This is a genomic window from Mycobacterium talmoniae (assembly GCF_001854525.1).
Lineage (GTDB): Bacteria > Actinomycetota > Actinomycetes > Mycobacteriales > Mycobacteriaceae > Mycobacterium > Mycobacterium talmoniae.
Window position 1 is genome coordinate 1 of sequence record NZ_MLQM01000104.1, and the last position, 18,845, is coordinate 18,845.

General features: G+C 70.4%; 21 protein-coding genes and 1 pseudogene. 11 read left to right on the forward strand and 11 right to left on the reverse strand.

The genetic code is table 11. The features are described 5' to 3' along the window. From BKN37_RS17490 to purM, 3 genes are all read left to right on the forward strand, one after another. A partial coding sequence (locus BKN37_RS17490; RefSeq protein WP_071028145.1) for a sterol carrier family protein occupies window positions 1-266 on the forward strand: 266 nt, incomplete at its 5' end. Window positions 267-357: 91 nt separating this feature from the next. Then, window positions 358-1,863: an amidophosphoribosyltransferase gene (purF, locus tag BKN37_RS17495; protein ID WP_071028146.1), complete on the forward strand. Its 1,506-nt coding sequence runs from the start codon at window positions 358-360 to the stop codon at window positions 1,861-1,863. A 50-nt stretch (window positions 1,864-1,913) separates the two neighbouring features. Beyond that, window positions 1,914-3,002, forward strand: a complete 1,089-nt coding sequence (purM, locus tag BKN37_RS17500) for a phosphoribosylformylglycinamidine cyclo-ligase (RefSeq protein WP_071028148.1) — start codon at window positions 1,914-1,916, stop codon at window positions 3,000-3,002. 11 nt (window positions 3,003-3,013) lie between these two features. Here the strand turns inward: purM and BKN37_RS17505 are convergent, their stop codons facing one another. After that, on the reverse strand, window positions 3,014-3,196 hold the full coding sequence (locus BKN37_RS17505; protein WP_071028150.1) for a DUF3073 domain-containing protein: 183 nt from the start codon (window positions 3,194-3,196) through the stop codon (window positions 3,014-3,016). Window positions 3,197-3,342: 146 nt separating this feature from the next. Next, window positions 3,343-4,434 carry a CAF17-like 4Fe-4S cluster assembly/insertion protein YgfZ gene (ygfZ, locus tag BKN37_RS17510; protein WP_071028152.1) on the reverse strand — a complete coding sequence of 364 codons (1,092 nt, stop codon included), beginning with the start codon at window positions 4,432-4,434 and terminating at the stop codon, window positions 3,343-3,345. Between the two features lie 48 nt (window positions 4,435-4,482). On the opposite strand from ygfZ, the gene BKN37_RS17515 reads away from it, so the two are divergent. Next, window positions 4,483-5,343: an aminodeoxychorismate lyase gene (locus BKN37_RS17515; RefSeq protein ID WP_095407122.1), complete on the forward strand. Its 861-nt coding sequence runs from the start codon at window positions 4,483-4,485 to the stop codon at window positions 5,341-5,343. Between the two features lie 297 nt (window positions 5,344-5,640). Here the strand turns inward: BKN37_RS17515 and BKN37_RS17520 are convergent, their stop codons facing one another. The 7 genes from BKN37_RS17520 to lmeA all read right to left on the reverse strand — a co-directional run bounded on the left by BKN37_RS17520 (window position 5,641) and on the right by lmeA (window position 9,517). After that, window positions 5,641-6,285, reverse strand: coding sequence for a heme-binding beta-barrel domain-containing protein (locus BKN37_RS17520; protein ID WP_071028156.1), 645 nt, complete (start codon window positions 6,283-6,285; stop codon window positions 5,641-5,643). Between the two features lie 190 nt (window positions 6,286-6,475). Further along, window positions 6,476-6,778, reverse strand: a complete 303-nt coding sequence (locus tag BKN37_RS17525; protein WP_071028157.1) for a DUF1416 domain-containing protein — start codon at window positions 6,776-6,778, stop codon at window positions 6,476-6,478. Window positions 6,779-6,780: 2 nt separating this feature from the next. Then, window positions 6,781-7,614 (reverse strand): sulfurtransferase, encoded by an 834-nt coding sequence (locus BKN37_RS17530; protein WP_071028159.1) that lies wholly within the window; start codon window positions 7,612-7,614, stop codon window positions 6,781-6,783. 21 nt (window positions 7,615-7,635) lie between these two features. Beyond that, complete coding sequence (locus BKN37_RS17535) at window positions 7,636-8,097, reverse strand: DUF4395 domain-containing protein (protein ID WP_083341866.1); 462 nt, start codon at window positions 8,095-8,097, stop codon at window positions 7,636-7,638. Between the two features lie 88 nt (window positions 8,098-8,185). Beyond that, the gene (locus tag BKN37_RS30420) at window positions 8,186-8,299 is read right to left on the reverse strand and encodes an Ms5788A family Cys-rich leader peptide (RefSeq protein ID WP_370480397.1); all 114 of its coding nucleotides are present in this window, start codon (window positions 8,297-8,299) and stop codon (window positions 8,186-8,188) included. A 5-nt stretch (window positions 8,300-8,304) separates the two neighbouring features. After that, the gene (locus BKN37_RS17540) at window positions 8,305-8,703 is read right to left on the reverse strand and encodes a thioredoxin family protein (protein WP_207547254.1); all 399 of its coding nucleotides are present in this window, start codon (window positions 8,701-8,703) and stop codon (window positions 8,305-8,307) included. Window positions 8,704-8,713: 10 nt separating this feature from the next. Beyond that, the gene (gene lmeA, locus BKN37_RS17545; RefSeq protein ID WP_071028166.1) at window positions 8,714-9,517 is read right to left on the reverse strand and encodes a mannan chain length control protein LmeA; all 804 of its coding nucleotides are present in this window, start codon (window positions 9,515-9,517) and stop codon (window positions 8,714-8,716) included. Window positions 9,518-9,652: 135 nt separating this feature from the next. Between lmeA and BKN37_RS17550 the strand changes: the two genes are divergently transcribed. The 7 genes from BKN37_RS17550 to BKN37_RS17580 all read left to right on the forward strand — a co-directional run bounded on the left by BKN37_RS17550 (window position 9,653) and on the right by BKN37_RS17580 (window position 16,220). Continuing rightward, window positions 9,653-10,426, forward strand: coding sequence for a winged helix-turn-helix transcriptional regulator (locus tag BKN37_RS17550; protein WP_071028168.1), 774 nt, complete (start codon window positions 9,653-9,655; stop codon window positions 10,424-10,426). Continuing rightward, the gene (gene mshD, locus BKN37_RS17555; protein ID WP_071028169.1) at window positions 10,423-11,319 is read left to right on the forward strand and encodes a mycothiol synthase; all 897 of its coding nucleotides are present in this window, start codon (window positions 10,423-10,425) and stop codon (window positions 11,317-11,319) included. Before BKN37_RS17550 ends, mshD begins: the two co-directional genes overlap by 4 nt. A gap of 90 nt (window positions 11,320-11,409) precedes the next feature. Continuing rightward, on the forward strand, window positions 11,410-12,516 hold the full coding sequence (gene pstS, locus BKN37_RS17560) for a phosphate ABC transporter substrate-binding protein PstS (protein ID WP_071028171.1): 1,107 nt from the start codon (window positions 11,410-11,412) through the stop codon (window positions 12,514-12,516). 115 nt (window positions 12,517-12,631) lie between these two features. Continuing rightward, on the forward strand, window positions 12,632-13,555 hold the full coding sequence (gene pstC, locus BKN37_RS17565) for a phosphate ABC transporter permease subunit PstC (protein ID WP_242657284.1): 924 nt from the start codon (window positions 12,632-12,634) through the stop codon (window positions 13,553-13,555). Beyond that, window positions 13,552-14,466: a phosphate ABC transporter permease PstA gene (gene pstA / locus BKN37_RS17570; protein ID WP_071028173.1), complete on the forward strand. Its 915-nt coding sequence runs from the start codon at window positions 13,552-13,554 to the stop codon at window positions 14,464-14,466. The genes pstC and pstA overlap by 4 nt, the downstream gene beginning before the upstream one ends. A 9-nt stretch (window positions 14,467-14,475) precedes the next feature. Next, window positions 14,476-15,252, forward strand: coding sequence for a phosphate ABC transporter ATP-binding protein PstB (pstB, locus tag BKN37_RS17575; RefSeq protein WP_071028176.1), 777 nt, complete (start codon window positions 14,476-14,478; stop codon window positions 15,250-15,252). Between the two features lie 41 nt (window positions 15,253-15,293). Continuing rightward, window positions 15,294-16,220 carry an NADP-dependent oxidoreductase gene (locus tag BKN37_RS17580; RefSeq protein ID WP_071028178.1) on the forward strand — a complete coding sequence of 309 codons (927 nt, stop codon included), beginning with the start codon at window positions 15,294-15,296 and terminating at the stop codon, window positions 16,218-16,220. A 3-nt stretch (window positions 16,221-16,223) separates the two neighbouring features. Here the strand turns inward: BKN37_RS17580 and phoU are convergent, their stop codons facing one another. Then, entirely contained in the window at window positions 16,224-16,892 is a 669-nt protein-coding gene (gene phoU / locus BKN37_RS17585) for a phosphate signaling complex protein PhoU (protein ID WP_071028180.1), read from the reverse strand. Window positions 16,893-16,933: 41 nt separating this feature from the next. Then, window positions 16,934-18,845: pseudogene (locus tag BKN37_RS17590) on the reverse strand (LCP family protein); the annotation flags it as partial.

An 18,845-nucleotide genomic window follows, 5' to 3' on the forward strand; every position in this document is an offset into this window, starting at 1 on the left:
CCGCGCGCACCCTGGCCGCGCTGGCCCCCGGCGCCAGCGTCGAGGTGCGCATCCCGCCGTTCGTCGCGGTGCAGTGCGTCGCCGGCCCGCGGCACACCCGCGGCACACCCCCCAACGTCGTCGAAGCCGACCCCCGCACCTGGCTGCGGGTGGCCGCCGGGCTGGTGTCGCTGCCCGAGGCGGCCGCGGCCGGGGCGCTGCGGGCGTCGGGCGCCCGGGCCGGCGAGATCGCCGCCTGGCTGCCGGTGGTGACGCTCGACACGTAATCGGGTGTTACCCGGCGCGCGATTCTGTGCCGGGCCGGGCCTGCCCGTAGACTGAACGGCGTCGCCCACGCCGCCCCGGGGGAGCAGCCCTTTGAATGACCAGCAGGTGGAGAACCCGCCGCGGGAAGAGTGCGGCGTATTCGGGGTCTGGGCACCCGGCGAAGACGTCGCCAAGCTGACCTACTACGGCCTGTACGCGCTGCAGCACCGCGGCCAGGAAGCCGCCGGTATCGCCGTCGCCGACGGCTCCCAGGTGCTGGTGTTCAAGGATTTGGGGCTGGTCAGCCAGGTTTTCGACGAGCAGACCCTGGCCGCGATGGCCGGGCATGTCGCGATCGGGCACTGCCGCTACTCCACCACCGGCTCCACCACGTGGGAAAACGCGCAGCCGGTGTTCCGCAACACCGCCGCGGGCACCGGGGTGGCGCTGGGGCACAACGGCAACCTGGTCAACGCCACCGAGCTGGTGACCCGCGCCCGCGACGCCGGGTTGATCAACACCCGCGAATTCGGGGCCACCACCGACTCCGACATCCTGGGTGCGCTGCTGGCCCACGGCTCGGCCGACGCCACCCTGGAGCAGGCCGCCGTCGAGTTGCTGGCCGGGGTGCGCGGCGCGTTCTGCCTGACCTTCATGGACGAGAACACCCTGTACGCCGCCCGCGACCCGTGGGGGGTGCGGCCGCTGGCGCTGGGCCGGCTGGACCGCGGCTGGGTGGTGGCGTCGGAAACGGCCGCGCTCGACATCGTCGGCGCCTCCTTCGTCCGCGACATCGAACCCGGTGAGCTGCTGGCGATCGACGCCGACGGGGTGCGCTCCACCCGCTTCGCCAACCCCACCCCCAAGGGCTGCGTCTTCGAATACGTGTATTTGGCCCGGCCGGACAGCACCATCGCCGGCCGGTCGGTGCATGCCACCCGGGTCGACATCGGCCGCCGGCTGGCCCGGGAATGCCCCGCCGACGCCGACCTGGTGATCGGGGTGCCGGAATCGGGCACCCCGGCCGCGGTCGGTTTCGCCCAGGAATCCGGCATCCCGTTCGGGCAGGGCCTGACGAAAAACGCCTACGTCGGGCGCACCTTCATCCAGCCGTCGCAAACCATCCGCCAACTCGGCATCCGGCTCAAGCTCAACCCGCTCAAAGAGGTGATCCGCGGCAAGCGGCTGGTCGTCGTCGACGACTCGATCGTGCGCGGCAACACCCAGCGGGCCCTGGTCCGGATGCTGCGGGAGGCCGGCGCGGTCGAGGTGCACGTCCGCATCGCCTCACCGCCGGTGAAGTGGCCCTGCTTCTACGGCATCGACTTCGCGTCGCCGGCCGAGCTGATCGCCAACGCCGTCGAAGACGAGGGCGAGATGCTGGCAGCCGTCCGGCACGCCATCGGCGCCGACACCCTGGGCTACATCTCGCTGCACGGGATGATCGCCGCCACCGAACAACCCGCGTCCCGGCTCTGCGCGGCCTGCTTCGACGGGGACTACCCGATCGAGCTGCCCGGGGAGACCGCGCTGGGCAAAAACGTGGTCGAGCACATGCTGGCCAACGCCGCGCTGCATGCCCAAAACGACAACGCGTCCGCGCTGCGTCGGCCATAGCTGACCCGAACGTCTGAGCCCGTCACGGGCGACCGGTAGCCTTTACCGCGATGAGCGATCGCGCAGCCGACCCGGGACACCCGGGTCACGGCATCACCTACGCAGCGGCAGGCGTCGACATCGAGGCCGGTGACCGCGCCGTCGAGTTGATCACCCCGCTGGCCGCCAAGGCCACCCGCCCCGAAGTCCGGGGCGGCATCGGCGGCTTCGCCGGCCTGTTCGCCCTCCGCGGCGACTATCGGGAACCGGTGCTGGCCGCCTCCAGCGACGGGGTCGGCACCAAACTGGCCATCGCCCAGGCCATGGACAAACACGACACCGTGGGCCTGGACCTGGTGGCGATGGTGGTCGACGACCTGGTGGTGTGCGGTGCCGAGCCGCTGTTTTTGCAGGACTACATCGCGGTGGGCCGCACGGTGCCCGAACGGATCAGCGCGATCGTCGCCGGCATCGCCGACGGCTGCGTGCAGGCCGGCTGCGCGCTGCTCGGCGGGGAAACCGCCGAGCACCCCGGCCTGATGGAACCCGACCACTACGACATCTCCGCCACCGGCGTGGGCGTGGTGGAGGCCGACGACGTGCTGGGCCCCGACCGGGTCAAACCCGGCGACGTCATCATCGCGATGGGCTCCTCCGGGCTGCACTCCAACGGCTATTCGCTGGCACGGGCGGTGCTGTTGGACATCGACCGGATGAACCTGGCCGGCTACGTCGAGGAGTTCGGCCGCACGTTGGGGGAGGAGCTGCTGGAGCCGACCCGCATCTACGCCAAGGACTGCCTGGCGTTGGCCGCCGAAACCCGGGTCCGCACCTTCTGCCACGTCACCGGCGGCGGGCTGGCCGGCAACCTGGAGCGCGTCATCCCGCACGGGCTGCTGGCCGAGGTGGACCGCGGCACCTGGACGCCGGCGCCGGTGTTCGCGATGATCGCCCAGCGCGGCCGGATCAGCCGCGCCGAGATGGAGAAGACGTTCAACATGGGGGTCGGCATGGTCGCCGTCGTCGCGCCGGAAGACACCGACCGCGCGTTGGCCATCTTGACCGCCCGACACCTGAACTGCTGGGTGCTGGGCACCGTCAACAAAGGTGGGAAAGACGCCCCCCGCACCAAGCTGGTGGGGCAGCACCCGCGGTTCTGAACGGGTCCGCGTCAGCGGCGCCAGTCGTCCTCGTTGGTCGAGAACCCAAAGTCGTCGTCGCCGTCGTGGTCGGCATCCTCGGCGCTCGACCCGGACAGCTCGCGCTGAAGCCGCTCAAAATCGGTCTGCGGGGTGCTGTACTTCAGTTCTCGAGCAACCTTGGTCTGCTTCGCCTTAGCCCGGCCGCGGCCCATGGGGGAACCCCCTCGCGCAATAACGGAGCGGCCCAACAAGTAGGCGGCCCCGATCTGTGTGTCGTATTGTCCTGCTGAGTAGTTTACCGTGCCGTCCCGGCGCGCGCGGCCACGCCCTACCCGCTGCGGTTGACGTCACAGCCCGCTCATCGGGTTCCGCCCCGCAGCCGCTCGACGGCGGCCCGTCCGGCGCCGACCACATCGGCCGCCGGGAGCGAATCGGCGTCGATCACCGCGGCGACCTCGGCGTCCGGCCCGGTGGTCAGCGGGGTCTCGGCGGGCAGCCCGCGTTTGAGCAGCGCCAGCGCCACCGGGCCCAGCTCGGCGTGATCGACCACCGTGCCCAGCCGGCCCACCGCGCGGCCACCGGCCAGCACCGGATCACCGGTGGCGGGCCGGTCCACCGAGCCGTCCAGGTGCAGCAACACCAGCATGCGGGGCGGTTTGCCGAGGTTATGCACCCGAGCGACGGTCTCCTGACCCCGGTAGCAGCCCTTGTCCAGGTGCACCGCACCCACGCCCGGCCCGCCGATCCAGCCCACCTCGTGCGGGATGGTGCGCTCATCGGTGTCGACCCCGAGCCGGGGGCGCAGCGCCGCCACCCGGTGCGCCTCAAACGCCCACACCCCGGCCGGGCGCACCCCGGCCTGGGTCAACCGGTGCCGCCAGCTGGCGGCGTCGGCACGCGGCACCAGCAGGTCCAGCTCGGGCGGGCCGGCGGCGGTGCCGGGCACCCGGCGCAGCAGGCCGCCGCCGTCCAGCGGCATCGCGCGGTCGTCGGGCAGGCCGTCCAGGCCCGGGGCGTCCAGCCCCGTCGGCTCGGCCGGGCCCGGACCGAGCAGCGACAGCACCGCCAGCTCGGCGGGCTCGGGCCGCACCTCCGACCAGAACACCATCTTGCGCAGGTAGTCCAGCAGCGGCTCGCCCCGCCACGGTTCGGTGTCCAGGTAGCCGACCTCGCCCAACTCGGTCTGGATCCAGTGATCCTCGACGTGCCCCTTGCCGTCCAGGGACAGGTTCTGGGTGCTGGCGCCGTCGGGCAGTTCGGCGACGTGCTGGCTGGAGATGCTGTGCAGCCAGCTGCGACGGTCGGCGCCGGTCAGGGTGAGCACCGCCCGGTGGGAGCGATCCACCAGCACCGCAGCGGTTTCGGCGGCCCGCTGCTCACCCAGCGGGTCGCCGTAATGCCAGACGGCGCCGGCGTCGGGTCCGGGATCGGGCGCGGGAACAGCGGTCACACGTCAACTCTACGAGCCCCCGCATTAGGCTCTTGGTCCATGGCCGGTGTGATCGTCACGCTCGACGGCGAAGTCCACCCGGCGGGAACCCCGCTGCTGCACGCCGACGACCTCGCCGTGCTGCGCGGTGACGGCGTCTTCGAGACGCTGCTGGTCCGCGACGGCCGAGCCTGCCTGGTGGAGCCGCATCTGGGCCGGCTTGTCCACTCGGCCAAGTTGATGGCGTTGCCCGAACCGGACCTGGCGGCGTGGCGGCGTGCGATCGGGGCGGCCGAGCAGGCGTGGGCCGCGGTCACCGCCGACGAGGGCGCGATGCGGCTGATCTGCAGCCGGGGCCGCGAAACCGGGTCGGCGCCCACCGCCTATGTGATGGTCACCGAGGTCGCTGAGCGGGTCGCGGCGGCCCGCCGCGACGGGGTGGCGGCGATTACCTTGGACCGCGGCCTGGCCGCCGCCGGCATCGACGCGCTGCCCTGGCTGCTGGCCGGCGCCAAAACCCTGTCGTATGCGGTGAACATGGCCGCGCTGCGGCACGCCGCGACGCAGGGGGCTGGCGATGTGATCTTCGTCAGCTCCGACGGCTACATCCTGGAAGGCCCGCGCTCGACGGTGGTGATCGCCACCGCCGTCGACGGTCGCACCGCGCTGCTCACCCCGCCGCCCTGGTATCCGATCCTGCGCGGCACCACCCAGCAGGCGCTGTTCGAGGTGGCCCGGGACAAGGGCTACGACTGCGACTACCGCGCCCTCACACCCGCGGACCTGGTTGCCGCCCAAGGGGTTTGGCTGGTGTCAAGCATGACGCTGGCGGCCCGGGTGCACACCCTGGACGGCCGACCGCTGCCGTCGGCGCCGATGGCCGCGGAGTTCGCCGGCCTGGTGGACGCCGCCATCGCCAGCGATCGGTGAAATTCGGTTGTCGGTGTCCCGGTGCGCAGGTAGGTTCGGCTCTACACAGGGAAGGAGGTGGTCCGCGAAATTGAGTACGTTCTGGACATGTGAGGTGGCTGTCCGCTAAGCAGCGCCAGGGAATCACCCGCGCGCGCTGGCGAATTCCCGGCAGTCACCCGACCCCCGAGCCTCCGGTCTTGTCCAACCAGGAACTACGGCTCGGGGGTCGCGCCATGTTGGGGGGCCGTTGACCCTGCGGCTACCAGGCGAAAGGTCGAGAAGACTGCCTGGTGGACGCAGAGTCAACGCGGAATGTCAGCCCGCGAAGCGCTGCAGCCGCGCCGACAGGTGCGGCACCAGCCCGCCGTCGGCGTCCACCCGTTCCTCGACGTAGGCCAGGTCACCGCCTTCGACGATGCCGTAGAGCCGCTTGGCCCCGCCGACCAGCACGCCGGATTTGCTGCGGGCCAGCGCGTCGGTGACCAGCTCCCAGGAGGAGGCGTTGCGGGGCCGGCCGTAGAACAACTCGACGTAGCCCTCCGAGTGCGCCAACAGCAGCTCGATGGCCTGCGACTCGCTGGGGTCGGCGGGGTCGTTGACGAAGCGCCAAAAGCCGGTCTCGCGCAGGCCCGGCTGCTGATAGTCGCCGGTGTCGGTCAGCCGCCAGGACCGGGCTTCCCAGTTCAGGTAGTCGCCGCCGTCGTGGGACACCACGATCTGCTGGCCGAACCGGTAGTCGCCGTGCTCGCCGCGGCCCTCGCCTTCCCCGCGCCACACCCCGACCAGCGGCAACAGTGCCAGTAGGGCATCGTGCAGGTTGGCGCCCTCGCGCAGATTGGCGGTGTCGGCGGGGGCCGGCAGGTCGTCGAAGGCCGGGATATTGCGGGCCGCGGGCCCGGGGCTGTCCTGGTCGGCGGCTACCGAGCGCCGCTCCTGTGCCTCGTCGCCGGCGCCGGTCACGACTCGTCGGCGATGAGCCGATACAACGCGTACAGCGCGAACCAGGTGATGACCGCGACGGCCCCGACAAGCATGATTTCGAAGAACAGCACCACGGCGACGAGTCTAATGTGCGGCCGAGGTGGGGCCCAAAACGCACCGAGGCTGGGGACCTCCCATCCGGGAGGCGCCCCAGCCTCGGTAAGGCGTCTTAGGCGACCTTGACGTCGACCTCGTGGATGCCGGCACCCGACGGCGCGACGACGGCGTCGCCGTTGCCGGCCGAGGACAGCGCCCGCACCGTCCACGATCCCGGCGCGGCGAAGAACCGGAAGTCGCCGGTCGCGGAGGCCACCACCTCGGCGGTGAACTCGTCGGAGGAGTCCAGCAGGCGCACGAACGCCCCGGCCACCGGGCCGCCGTTGCTGTCCACCACCCGGCCGGTGATCACCGTCTCCTTCTCCAGGTCGACGCCGGCCGGCAGCGTTTGTCCTTGTTTAGGTGCAGAGCACATAGTCAGCTTCCCAACTCGATCGGGACCCCCACCAGGGAGCCGTATTCCATCCAACTGCCGTCATAGTTTTTGACGTTCTTGTGCCCGAGCAGCTCCTGCAGCACAAACCAGGTGTGCGACGAGCGCTCGCCGATCCGGCAATAGGCGATGGTCTCCTTCTGCCCGTCGAGGCCGGCGTCGGCGTACAGCTTGGTCAGCTCCTCGTCGGACTTGAAGGTGCCATCCTCATTGGCGGCCTTGCTCCACGGCACGTTGATCGCGGAGGGCACGTGACCGCGCCGCTGGCTCTGCTCCTGCGGCAGGTGCGCCGGCGCCAGGATCTTGCCGGTGAACTCGTCCGGGGAGCGCACGTCGACCAGGTTCTTGGCGCCGATCGCGGCGAGCACGTCATCGCGGAACGCCCGGATGGTGCCGTCCTGCGGCTTGGCGGCGTACGAGGTGGCCGGACGGGTGACCTTGTCGGTCGACAGCGGGCGGCCGTCCAGCTCCCACTTCTTGCGGCCGCCGTCGAGCAGCTTGACCTTGTCGTGGCCGTAGAGCTTGAAGTACCAGTACGCGTAGGCGGCGAACCAGTTGTTGTTGCCGCCGTAGAGGATGACGGTGTCGTCGTTGGCGATGCCGCGGTCGGACAGCAGCTTGGAGAACTGCTGGGCGTCGACGACGTCACGCTTGACCGCGTCCTGCAGGTCTTGGCGCCAGTCCAGCTTGACCGCACCGGGGATGTGACCGCCGTCGTAGGCGCTGACATCCTCGTCGACCTCGACGAACACGGTGTTGGGTGCGTTGAGATTGCTCTCGGCCCAGTCAGTGGTGACCAGGACGTCGGAGCGAGCCATGTTGTGGATCCTTTCGGTTGCTCAGGTGGAAATCGGGGAGGGGCGGCGGGGCCGCAGATGGACGACGAGCGGGTAGAGCTGGCAGCCCAGGCAAATCCCGAAGGCCGCGTTGAGGAAGGCCGCGGCCAGCGCGAACGCGGTCGCGACCACCCCCAGGATCGGCAGGCCGGTGGCAAAGCCGGCCACGCCGGCGGCCGCAAACACGAAGCCGACCAGTTGGGCGAACTTCAGCGGCGGCACCGGCTCGAACTCGGTGGCCGGGGCCAGCCGCGGCGCCACCACGGTGGCGAACACCACACCGTAGGGCTGCCGGCGCGGCCCGGCCAGGGCGCCGATCGCGAAGACGACGGCCTGCACGGCCAGCACCCCGGCGGCCGCCGGCGCGCTGAACCCGGCGATGACCAGGACCGCCGTCAGCACCGCGGTGGTGACCCAGGCGACGAACCGGGGCCCCCGCACATCTACCTGATTGGTGGTCGACACAGAGCTGCTCCTGTTGCAAAACGGATCGGAATGGAGACAGGCCGGAATGGCGAGCTCCGAGCGCGGCGTGGAAGAAGGACGCGGCTACTCAGCTACAACAACAACAGCAACAACCCGCGGTGCGGCACAGATCTACTGCGCGACGCTTGGTGAGCACAAGCTCGAGGCGGGCGAACACGTCGGACAGCTTACCTAATGACACGCCGGTCAAGCCAACAGCGGCCGCAGCGCCTCCCGCAGGCCAGCCACGGTGGGGACGCCGGCGCTGCGAAACCGTTGATGCCCCTGCGCATCGAAGATGAACGTGGTGGGCAGCGACAGCACGGACAGGGCGCGCGCGGCCCCCGGATTGGCGTCCAGATCGATCTCGACGTGGGCGACGTCCAGGTCGGTGCACACCTGGTCGACCACGCGGCGCACCGCCGCGCACGGCCCGCACCACGCCGCGGAGAAGTGCACGACGGTCGGTCCGCTCGTCGACAACCCGAGTTCGGCGGGGGCGGGCCCGGTGTCGGTGGGCACCAGCACCCCGGACCGGCGGCGCAGCAACCAGCCCGCCACCGTGGCCAGCGCCAGCCCGGCGGCGATCGCGACCAGCGCGGTAATCATCGGCGGGTCACGACTGCCGGAACTTGTCGAGGGTGAGGGTGACCCCCTCGGTGATGCCTTCGATGATCACATCCGAGCCGCGGGCGCCCTGGCTGGTGGGCGACACCCCGAACGGCAGCTTCTGATCCGGGAGTTCGGCGCGGAACGCGGCCAGCACCGCGTCCCGCTTGTCGTCGGGCACCCGCTGGTTGGCGGTGTCGGGCCCGGTCAGGACCTCGGTCGGGGTGAACACCAGGGTGGTTTTGTCCGCGCCGGTCATCGACAGGTCCACACCGACGCTGACCCGGTGGTCGAAGCCCGCCGATCTCGGGGTGCCGGTGAACACCAGCCCGCTGCTGCTGGAGATGCCGGATTCGGTGGTGCCGCCGGTGGCGTCGTTGGTTTCGTCCCGCGGCGCCTCCACCATCAGGTCGCGGATACCCAGGTAGCGGCCCAGGTGCACGGAGTCGATGATGATCCGGCTCTCCAGTTTGCGCACCACGAGCGTGGCGTTGGGCCCCACCAGCCAGGACGCGTCGGACAGGTCGATGGAGTGCATGGTGGCCTCCAGCGTCGCCTTGTCGACCCGGGCATGCTCGACGGCGGTGGCCTTGATCTCCAACTCGTCGTAGTGGTCCCGCGCCGCCTGCGGGATAAACGGAAAACCCAGGATGGCGACGAACGGATCCGAGCCCAGATGCGCCGCCGCACGCACCGACCGCGACAGCCGGTACTCGGCGTAGATCGACGTCCCGAAGTCGACGCCGACGGCCGTCAGCAGCACCACACCCAGGGCGGCGGCCACACCGATCAGCACTCTGCGCACCCGCACATTCTGGCCTACCACCGTCCGCGGATGGGTTGAGCACAGCGAAAGAGCAGGTCGCACGCTATCGTTAAATACCTTAGGCACTGACTCTCGCCGTGCATATTGGGAGATGGCTTCCCCCGAGGCTGGAGGGGCTTCTTGGATCTACTGCTGCTGACCGCCGACCCGCACCCTGAGTCGGTGCTGCCCGCGTTGTCGCTGCTGCCGCACCACGTGCGGGCCGCGCCGACGGAGGTTTCCTCACTGCTGGAGGCCGGGTCCGCCGACGTGGCGATCGTCGACGCCCGCACCGACCTCGCCGCCGCCCGCGGGCTGTGCCGGCTGCTCAGCGCGGCCGGCACCACGGTGCCGGTGGCGGCGGTGGTCACCGAGGGCGGCCTGGTGGCGGTCAGCGCCGAGTGGGGGCTCGACGAGATCCTGCTGCCCGGCACCGGCCCGGCCGAGGTGGACGCCCGGCTGCGGCTGCTGGTCGGCCGCGCCGGCGGCCCGGTCGCCGAGGAGAGCGCCGGCCAGATCACCCTCGGCGAGTTGGTCATCGACGAAGGCACCTACACCGCGCGGCTGCGCGGCAAGCCGCTGGACCTGACCTACAAGGAATTCGAGCTGCTGAAGTATCTGGCCCAGCACGTCGGTCGGGTGTTCACCCGGGCGCAGCTGCTGCAAGAGGTGTGGGGGTATGACTTCTTCGGCGGCACCCGCACGGTCGACGTCCACGTCCGGCGGTTGCGGGCCAAGCTGGGCCCCGAATACGAGTCGTTGATCGGCACCGTCCGCAACGTCGGCTACAAGGCGGTGCGCCCGGCCCGGGGCCGCGCCCCGGCGTCCGAGCCCGACGAGGACGAGGCCGAGGAGATGCCGGCCGAGCCGGACGCGGTGGACGATCCGCTGAGCAACCCGCTGGCCAGTCAGTGACGGCGCCCGACTGGCGCGCTGCGCTGTCGGCCGACGAACAGCGGCAGGTCCGCGCCCTGATCACCGCGGCCCGCGACCACGACGGGGTGGCGCCGGTCGGGGAGCAGGTGTTGCGTGAACTCACCGGCCACCGCGGCGCCCACCTGCTGGTCACCGACGCCGACGACGCCGTGGTCGGCTACCTCAACCTGGCCGGCGCGGACGACGCACCGATGGCCGAACTGGTGGTGCATCCGCGGGCCCGCCGCCGCGGCGTCGGTGCGGCCCTGGTCCGCGCCGCGCTGGACCGCACCGCCGGGCAGACCCAGTTCTGGGCGCACGGCACGCTGCCGCCGGCCGCGGCGACGGCCGCCGCGCTGGGGCTGCACCCGGTGCGGGAGCTGATGCAGATGCGCCGTTCGCTGCGCGACGTGCCCGACCCCGAGCTGCCCGACGGGGTGCGGATCCGCACCTACGCCGGCAGCGGCGACGACGCCGAACTGCTGCGGGTCAACAACGCCGCGTTCGCCTGGCATCCCGAACAGGGCGGCTGGACGCAGACCCAGCTCGACGAGCGCCGCGCCGAACCGTGGTTCGACCCGGCCGGCCTGTTCCTGGCGTTCGGGCAGGACAATGCGACCCTGCTGGGCTTTCACTGGACCAAGGTGCACCCCGACGAGCCCGGGCTGGGCGAGGTGTACGTGGTGGGCGTCGACCCGGCCGCCCACGGCCGCGGCCTGGGCGCGCTGTTAACGTCGGTGGGCGTGGCGTGGCTGGCCCGCCGGCTCGCCGACGCAGCGCAGCCGGTGGTGATGCTTTACGTCGAATCCGACAACACCGCGGCGGTGCGCACCTATCAGCGGCTGGGTTTCGCGGTGCACAGCGTCGACACCGCCTACGCGGCCGACCGTTGAACCGCGGCGGCTGAGGGCCGCGCTACCATCGCCAAGGGTCTTCCCAAGCTGCTACCGCACCAGCGAAGCAAACGCAGAAAGCGAGAATCGGTGAAGCTCAACACGGTTAGCACGGCGTTGGTGGCGACGACGATCGCCGCGCTCAGCCTGAGCGGATGCGGCAGCGACCACAACGACGCGGCACCCGACACCTCGGCGGCGGCCGGCGCGGCCGCCTGCGCCGGCAAGAACGCGTTGACCGCCGAAGGATCGACCTCCCAGCAGAACGCGATCGCGTTGTTCAACCAGGCGTGGGCGCAGGCGTGCGGCACCAAAAACGTGTCCTACAACCCCACCGGCTCGGGCGCGGGCCGCGACCAATTCATCGCCAACCACGTGGACTTCGCCGGATCCGACTCGACGCTGACCCCCGAGCAGGTGCCGGCGGCGGCCAAACGCTGCGGCGGCAACCCGGCGTGGCATCTGCCGCTGGTGTTCGGGCCGATCGGGCTGGCATACCACCTCGACGGCGTCGACACGCTGGTGCTCAACGGCGACGTGCTGGCCAAGATCTTCAGCGGCGCCGTCACCGCCTGGAACGACCCGGCGATCGGCGCGCTGAACCCCGGCGCCGCCCTGCCCGCCACCAAGATCACCCCCATTTACCGGTCGGACTCCTCGGGCACCACCGACAACTTCCAGCAGTACCTGGCCGCGACCGCCCCGCAAAGCTGGACCAAGGGCGCCGGCAGCGAGTTCGCCGGCGGCGTCGGCGAGGGCGCGGACAAGTCGGCGGGGGTGGTGCAGGCGGTGCAGACCACCCCGGGCGCCATCGGCTACGTCGAGCAGGGCTTCACCGACCAGGCCAACCTGCGGATCGCCCAGCTCGACTCCGGCGCCGGGGCGGTGCCGCTCACCGACAGCTCGGCGCGGGCCGCGATCGAAGCCGCCACGTTCGAGACCGAGGGCAGCAACGATCTGCGGCTGGACCTGAACTCGCTGTACGGCGCCAAGGCGGCCGGCGCCTACCCGCTGGTGCTGGCGACCTACGAAATCGTCTGCTCCAAGGGGTATGCCCCCGACACCTCCGCCGCGGTGCGGTCGTTTTTGACCGTGGCCGCCAACAACGGCCAGGGCGGGCTGGCCGCGGCCGGGTACATCCCGCTGCCGGAACGGTTCAAAGAGCGCCTGGTCAGCGCGATCGACGCCATCGGCTAGCCGAGCTGCCCCAGCGGGTGCGATGAACAGGGAGGGTGCTGATTCCGGTGCGACCGTCGTGACGGGCACCCCGACGTCGCGCGCCGCGCTGGCGCGGCCCTCCCGCATTGCGCGGATGCATGTGGGGGACAAGCTCTTTGGTATCTTCGCCGAGGGGTCCGGGGTGCTGCTGGTGATCCTGATCGCGGCGATCGGCGGGTTTTTGCTGTGGCGGGCGATCCCGGCGCTGGCCCGTAACCGGGAGAACTTCTTCACCTACGGCGGCCGATGGGTCACCACCGACACCGCGGCAATGCACTTCGGCATCGCGGACCTGTTGCAGGTGACGGTGCTGGTCTCGCTGTTCGCACTGGTCCTGGCGATGCCGATCGCGCTGGGCGTGGCCCTGTACCTCACCCAGTACGCGCCGCGGCAGCTGGCCGGACCGCTGGCCTACCTGGTCGACCTGCTCGCCGGGGTGCCCTCGATCATCTACGGCGCCTTCGGTCTGTACGTGCTGGCGCCGCAGCTGCGGCCGAGCGCGACCTGGCTCAACGAGCACCTGGGCGGGTTCTTCCTGTTCGCCACCGGCAACGCGTCGGTGGCCGGCGGCGGCACCATCTTCACCGGCGGGATCGTGCTGGCGGTGATGATCCTGCCGATCATCGCCGCGGTCACCCGCGAAGTGTTCGCCCAAACCCCGCACGGCCAGATCGAGGCCGCGCTGGCGCTGGGCGCCACCCGCTGGGAAGTGGTCAAGACCACGGTGCTGCCGTTCGGGCGGTCCGGTTACATCAGCGGCTGCATGCTGGGTCTGGGGCGCGCGCTGGGCGAGACGGTCGCGATGCTGATCATCTTGCGCGGCACCCAGAAAGCGTTCCGGTGGTCGCTGTTCGACGGCGGCGACACCTTCGCCAGCAAGATCGCCGCCACCGCCTCCGAATTCAACGACCAGTACAAGGCCGGCGCCTACATCGCAGCGGGGCTGGTGTTGTTCGTGTTGACGTTCGTGGTCAACGGGTTGGCCCGGACGGCGATCGCCCGCCAGGGGTACCGATGACGACGCTGCTGGACCGGCCGGTCAAGGCGCGCGGTTTCGCGGGCGTCAGCCTGCGCCGTCGGATGGCCAACCACACCGCGACCGCGCTGGTGACCTTGGCGATGGTGATCGCCCTGGTGCCGCTGGTGCGGGTGCTGTATGCGGTGGTGGTCAAGGGATTCCGCGCCGTCACCGCCAGTGGGTGGTGGACCCATTCCCAAGCCGAGATGACGGCCTTCGTGCCCGGCGGCGGTGCCTATCACGCCATCGTCGGCACCGTGCTGCAGGGACTGGCGTGTGCGGCCATCGCCATCCCGGTCGGGATCTTCGTGGCGATCTACCTGGTGGAATACGGCGGCGGCACCCGGCTGGCCAAGCTGACCACCTTCGTGGTCGACGTCCTGACCGGGCTGCCCTCCATCGTGGCCGCCCTGTTCATCTACGCGCTGTGGGTGGCCACCCTGGGCCTGCAGCGCTCCGGGTTCGCGGTGTCGTTGTCGCTGGTGCTGCTGATGGTCCCGGTGATCGTGCGGGCCACCGAGGAGATGCTGCGGACCGTCCCGATGGACCTGCGGGAGGCGAGCTACGCGCTGGGCGTCTCGAAATGGAAAACCATTGTCCGCATTGTGATGCCGACCGGGCTGTCCGGCATCCTCACCGGCATCCTGCTGGCCCTGGCGCGGGTGATGGGGGAGACGGCGCCGCTGCTGGTCCTGGTGGGCTACTCCCAGGCGATGAACTTCAACCTGTTCTCCGGGTTCATGGGTTCGCTGCCCGGCATGATGTACGACCAGACGTCGGCCGGCGCGGGTGCCAACCCGGTGCCCACCGACCGGCTATGGGGTGCCGCCCTGACGCTGATCGCGCTGATCGGCATACTGAATGTCGGAGCCAGGCTGGTCGCTAGAGTCTTTGCTCAGAGGAAGATTTAGGAGTTATCGGTGGCCAAGCGGTTAGACCTCAAAGAGGTCAACATCTACTACGGGTCGTTTCACGCGGTGGCCGACGTGTCGCTGCCGGTGCCGCCCCGCAGTGTGACCGCGTTCATCGGGCCGTCGGGCTGCGGCAAGACCACCGTGCTGCGCACCCTGAACCGGATGCACGAGGTGATCCCCGGCGCCCGGGTGTCCGGCTCGGTGCTGCTCGACGACGAGGACATCTACGCGTCGGGGATCGACCCGGTCGGGGTGCGGCGCGCCATCGGGATGGTGTTCCAGCGGCCGAACCCGTTCCCCACCATGACGATTCGCGACAACGTCGTCGCCGGGCTGAAGTTGCAGGGGGTGCGCAACCGGCGGGTGCTCGACGAGACGGCCGAGTACGCGCTCAAGGGCGCGAACCTGTGGAATGAGGTCAAAGACCGGCTGGACCGGCCCGGCGGCGGGCTGTCCGGCGGGCAGCAGCAGCGGTTATGCATCGCCCGGGCCATCGCCGTGCAGCCCGATGTGCTGCTGATGGATGAGCCGTGTTCGGCGCTGGACCCGATCTCGACGATGGCCATCGAGGAGCTGATCGCCGAGCTCAAGCAGGACTACACCATCGTCATCGTCACCCACAACATGCAGCAGGCCGCCCGGGTGAGCGACCAGACCGCGTTCTTCAACCTGGAGTCGGTCGGCAAACCCGGTCGGTTGATCGAGATCGACGACACCGAGAAGATCTTCTCCAACCCGAGCCGCAAGGAAACCGAGGACTACATCTCCGGGCGGTTCGGCTAGACCGGGGGAATAGCGCGCCGGCCGCGGTTGTCCTAGCACCCATGACCAAAGCGGTGCAGTTCGATCACTACGGCGACATCGACGTGCTCGAGGTTCGCGACGTCCCCCGCCCGGTACCGGCCGCCGGGCAGGTGGTGGTGCGGGTCAAGGCCGCCGGCATCAACCCGGGCGAGGCGATGATCCGCAAGGGCGCGCTGCACGACCGGTTTCCGGCCACCTTCCCGTCCGGGCAGGGCAGCGACCTGGCCGGCGTGGTCGCCGAACTCGGCGCCGGTGTCGACACGTTCGCGGTCGGCGACGAGGTGCTCGGGTTCACCAACGCCCGGGCCAGCCACGCCGAATTCGTCGCGGTGCCCGCCGACCAGCTCACCGCCAAACCCGCGGCGGTGCCCTGGGAGGTCGCCGGCTCGCTGTTCGTGGCCGGCAGCACCGCCTACGCCGCGGTGCGGGCGGTGGCGTTGACCCCCGCCGACACCGTGGCCGTCACCGCGGCCGCCGGCGGTGTCGGCACCGTCGCGGTGCAGCTGGCCAAGCGGGCCGGGGCCACCGTCCTCGGTGTCGCCGGACCCGGCAACGACGACTGGCTGACCGCGCACGGCGTCATCCCGGTCAACCACGGCGACCGGCTGGCCCAGCGGCTCACCGCCGCCGCCCCGCATGGCCGTGTCGACGCGTTTTTGGACTTCTTCGGCGGCGGCTACGTGGAGTTGGCGGTGACCGGGCTGGGGGTCGCGCCCGAACGCGTCGACACCATCATCGATTTCGCCGCGGCGCAACGCTTCGGGGTCCACACCGCCGGCAACGCCGAGGGGGCCGACGCGCGGGTGCTGGCCGAGCTGGCCGACCTGGTCGCCGCCGGGGACCTGGAGGTGCCGATCGCCGCCACGTTCGCGCTCGACGACGTGCGGCGCGCCTACCAAGTCCTCGAACGGCGGCACACCCGCGGCAAGATCGTGCTGGTGCCCTGACGGCTACTGCGGTGACGGCAGGGTGTTCTCTTCGGGGAACTTCCCGGTGGCCTGGAAGATGACGCGGCGCGCCACCTCGACGGCGTGGTCGGCGAAGCGCTCATAGAACCGGCCCAGCAGCGTCACGTCGACGGCGGCCGCCACCCCGTGCTTCCACTCCCGGTCCATCAGCACGCTGAACAGATGCCGGTGCAGGTCATCCATCGCGTCGTCTTCCTCGCGGATCCGGGCCGCCTTCTCCGGGTCGCGGGACAACAGCACCTCTTGCGCACTGTTGCCCAATTCGACCGCGAGCCGGCCCATTTCGGCGAAATACCCGTTGACCTCCTCGGGCAGCACATGCTGGGGATGCCGCCGCCGGGCGATCTTGGCGACGTGCAGCGCCAATGCGCCCATCCGGTCGATGTCGGCCACCATCTGGATGGCGGCCACGATCGACCGCAGGTCCCCGGCGACCGGCGCCTGCAGCGCCAGCAACACGAAGGCGCTCTCCTCGGCGCGCGCGCTCATCGCCGCGATCTGTTCGTGGTCGGTGATCACCTGCTCGGCCAGCACCAGATCGGCCTGCAGCAGGGCCTGAGTCGCACGTTCCATGGCGGCCCCGGCCAGGCCGCACATTTCGCCGAGCTGCTCGGTTAGCCCGGAAAGCTGCTCATGATAGGCAGTTCGCATGCCTTAAAGACTACGTTCTGTCCGCCGGAAGCGGGATAACGCTACTCGCAGGTGGTGTCGGCGGCGTTGGTGACGGTCAGGTCGTCGGGCAGCTCGGTGGGGGCGGTACTGGTGGCGCGGGTCAGGTGCACGGTGACCGAGGAGCCCTCCGGCGCCGGGGTGCTGACCGCGCGAAAGTCCGGACCCAGCACGACCTGCACCACCTGGCCCTTACCGGTGACCCGCTGGATCGGGGCGTCGCCTAACGCCGAGGCCACGGTGGCGGCGGCCTGCTCGTTGCCCGGCGAGAACAACACCGTGGTGGTCTTGAGCGTGTTGGGGTAGTCGTCGGGGCTCATCGTGTTGAAGCCGCGTTTGTGCAGCGCGGAGGTGGCGTCGGCGGCCAGACCCGATTGGCCGGTGGAGTTGGACACCTGCACGGTGACGTCGGCGGGGGCGGTGGTCACCGTGTCGACCTGCTCGCTTTGGCTCTGGGCCGCCGGGGTCGGTGCGGTGGTCGCGGTGGTGGTCTTGGCCGTCGGGGTGGTGGTGGCGTTCAGGTCGTTTTCGCCGGGCAGCGGATCGTCGTTGATGATGGCGTCGAACAGGGCCCGCATATCGGCGGTCCGCGGCGGCTCGTCGCCGTTCTCGTCGGTTTCGCCGGTCGGCACCGTGACGAAGGTGATGTGTCCGGCGGACAGGCCCTGCAGCGATTGACCGAGGTTGACCAGATCCTTGGTGGTGACGTGGTCGACCGTGGTGTCGTTGATGAACATGTTGACGACGCTGTTCAGCTTGCTCAGCGAAAAGAACGTCTCCTTGGAGATCAGCGCCCGCAGCAGCGACGACAGGAACCGCTGCTGGCGTTTGATGCGGCCGTAGTCGCCGTTGAACTCGGTTTGGACGTTGCGGGCCCGCACGTAGTTCAGGGCGGTGCTGGAGTCGATGACCTGGCGCCCGGACTGGGCGAGCACGGTGCCCAACTCCTCGTCGTAGAGCGGGGTGGTGCTGCACACCTCCACCCCGCCGAGGGTGTCCACCATTTTGGTGAAGCCGACGAAGTCGACGGCCATGAACCGGTTGATGGACAGTCCGGACAGTTTCTGGATCTCCTTCACCAGGCACTTCGGCCCGCCGAACGAGTACGTCGAGTTCAGTTTGGTGGTGGTGTACACCATGTCGTCGCCGTAGGAGCCGGTCTCCTCGTCGTAGAGCGGGCCGTAGGCGCCGGTGTCGGGGTTCCAGGCCTCGCAGGACAGCGGGGTGATGGCCAGGTCGCGGGGGAAGGACACCACCACCACGCGTTTCCGGTTGGCCGGGATGTTGACCAGCATGATGGTGTCCGACCGGGCGCCGCCGGCGTCCTCGGTGTCGCCGGCCCCCATTTCGCTGTTCGCACCGGCCCGGGTGTCGGCGCCGACGATGAGGAAGTTCTCGTCCCCGTACTGGGCGTTGGGGTCGACGATGTCGCGGGAATCCGGGTCCAGCGCGCTGACCGTGTTGAGCCGGTTGTTCTTCGAGGTGCTCCACTGCCAGCCCCCGCCGGTCAGCGCCAACGCCAGCACCGCGACCAGCGCCGCCGCCGCCCGCCCGGCGACCAGCAGCGACCGTCGGCCGTGGGCGGGTTTCTCATCGGGCGGCGACACCGGCGCCAGGTCACCGATCCGGGCCGGCGGCACCCGGCTCGACACCGGCGGCAGCACCGTGGTTTGTTCGGCGTCGGCCTCGTCGCGGATCAGCGGCCGGCGGTGGGCGTGGGCCAGCGCGTCGAGGTCCGGCAGCTCCGAGGCGTAGGCGGCATCGACGGGCTCGGCGTACGCCCACGGATCGGGCGGTTCGATCTCCGGGGCGGCGCGGTGGTGCCCGGTCCGGGCGCGTCACCGACCTTGGCGATCAGGTCGGCGACGGTGACCCCGCCGGTGGCGTGACATCCGGCCCCCGCCGCGGGCCGCGCGGCGGGGGGGGGGGGGGGGG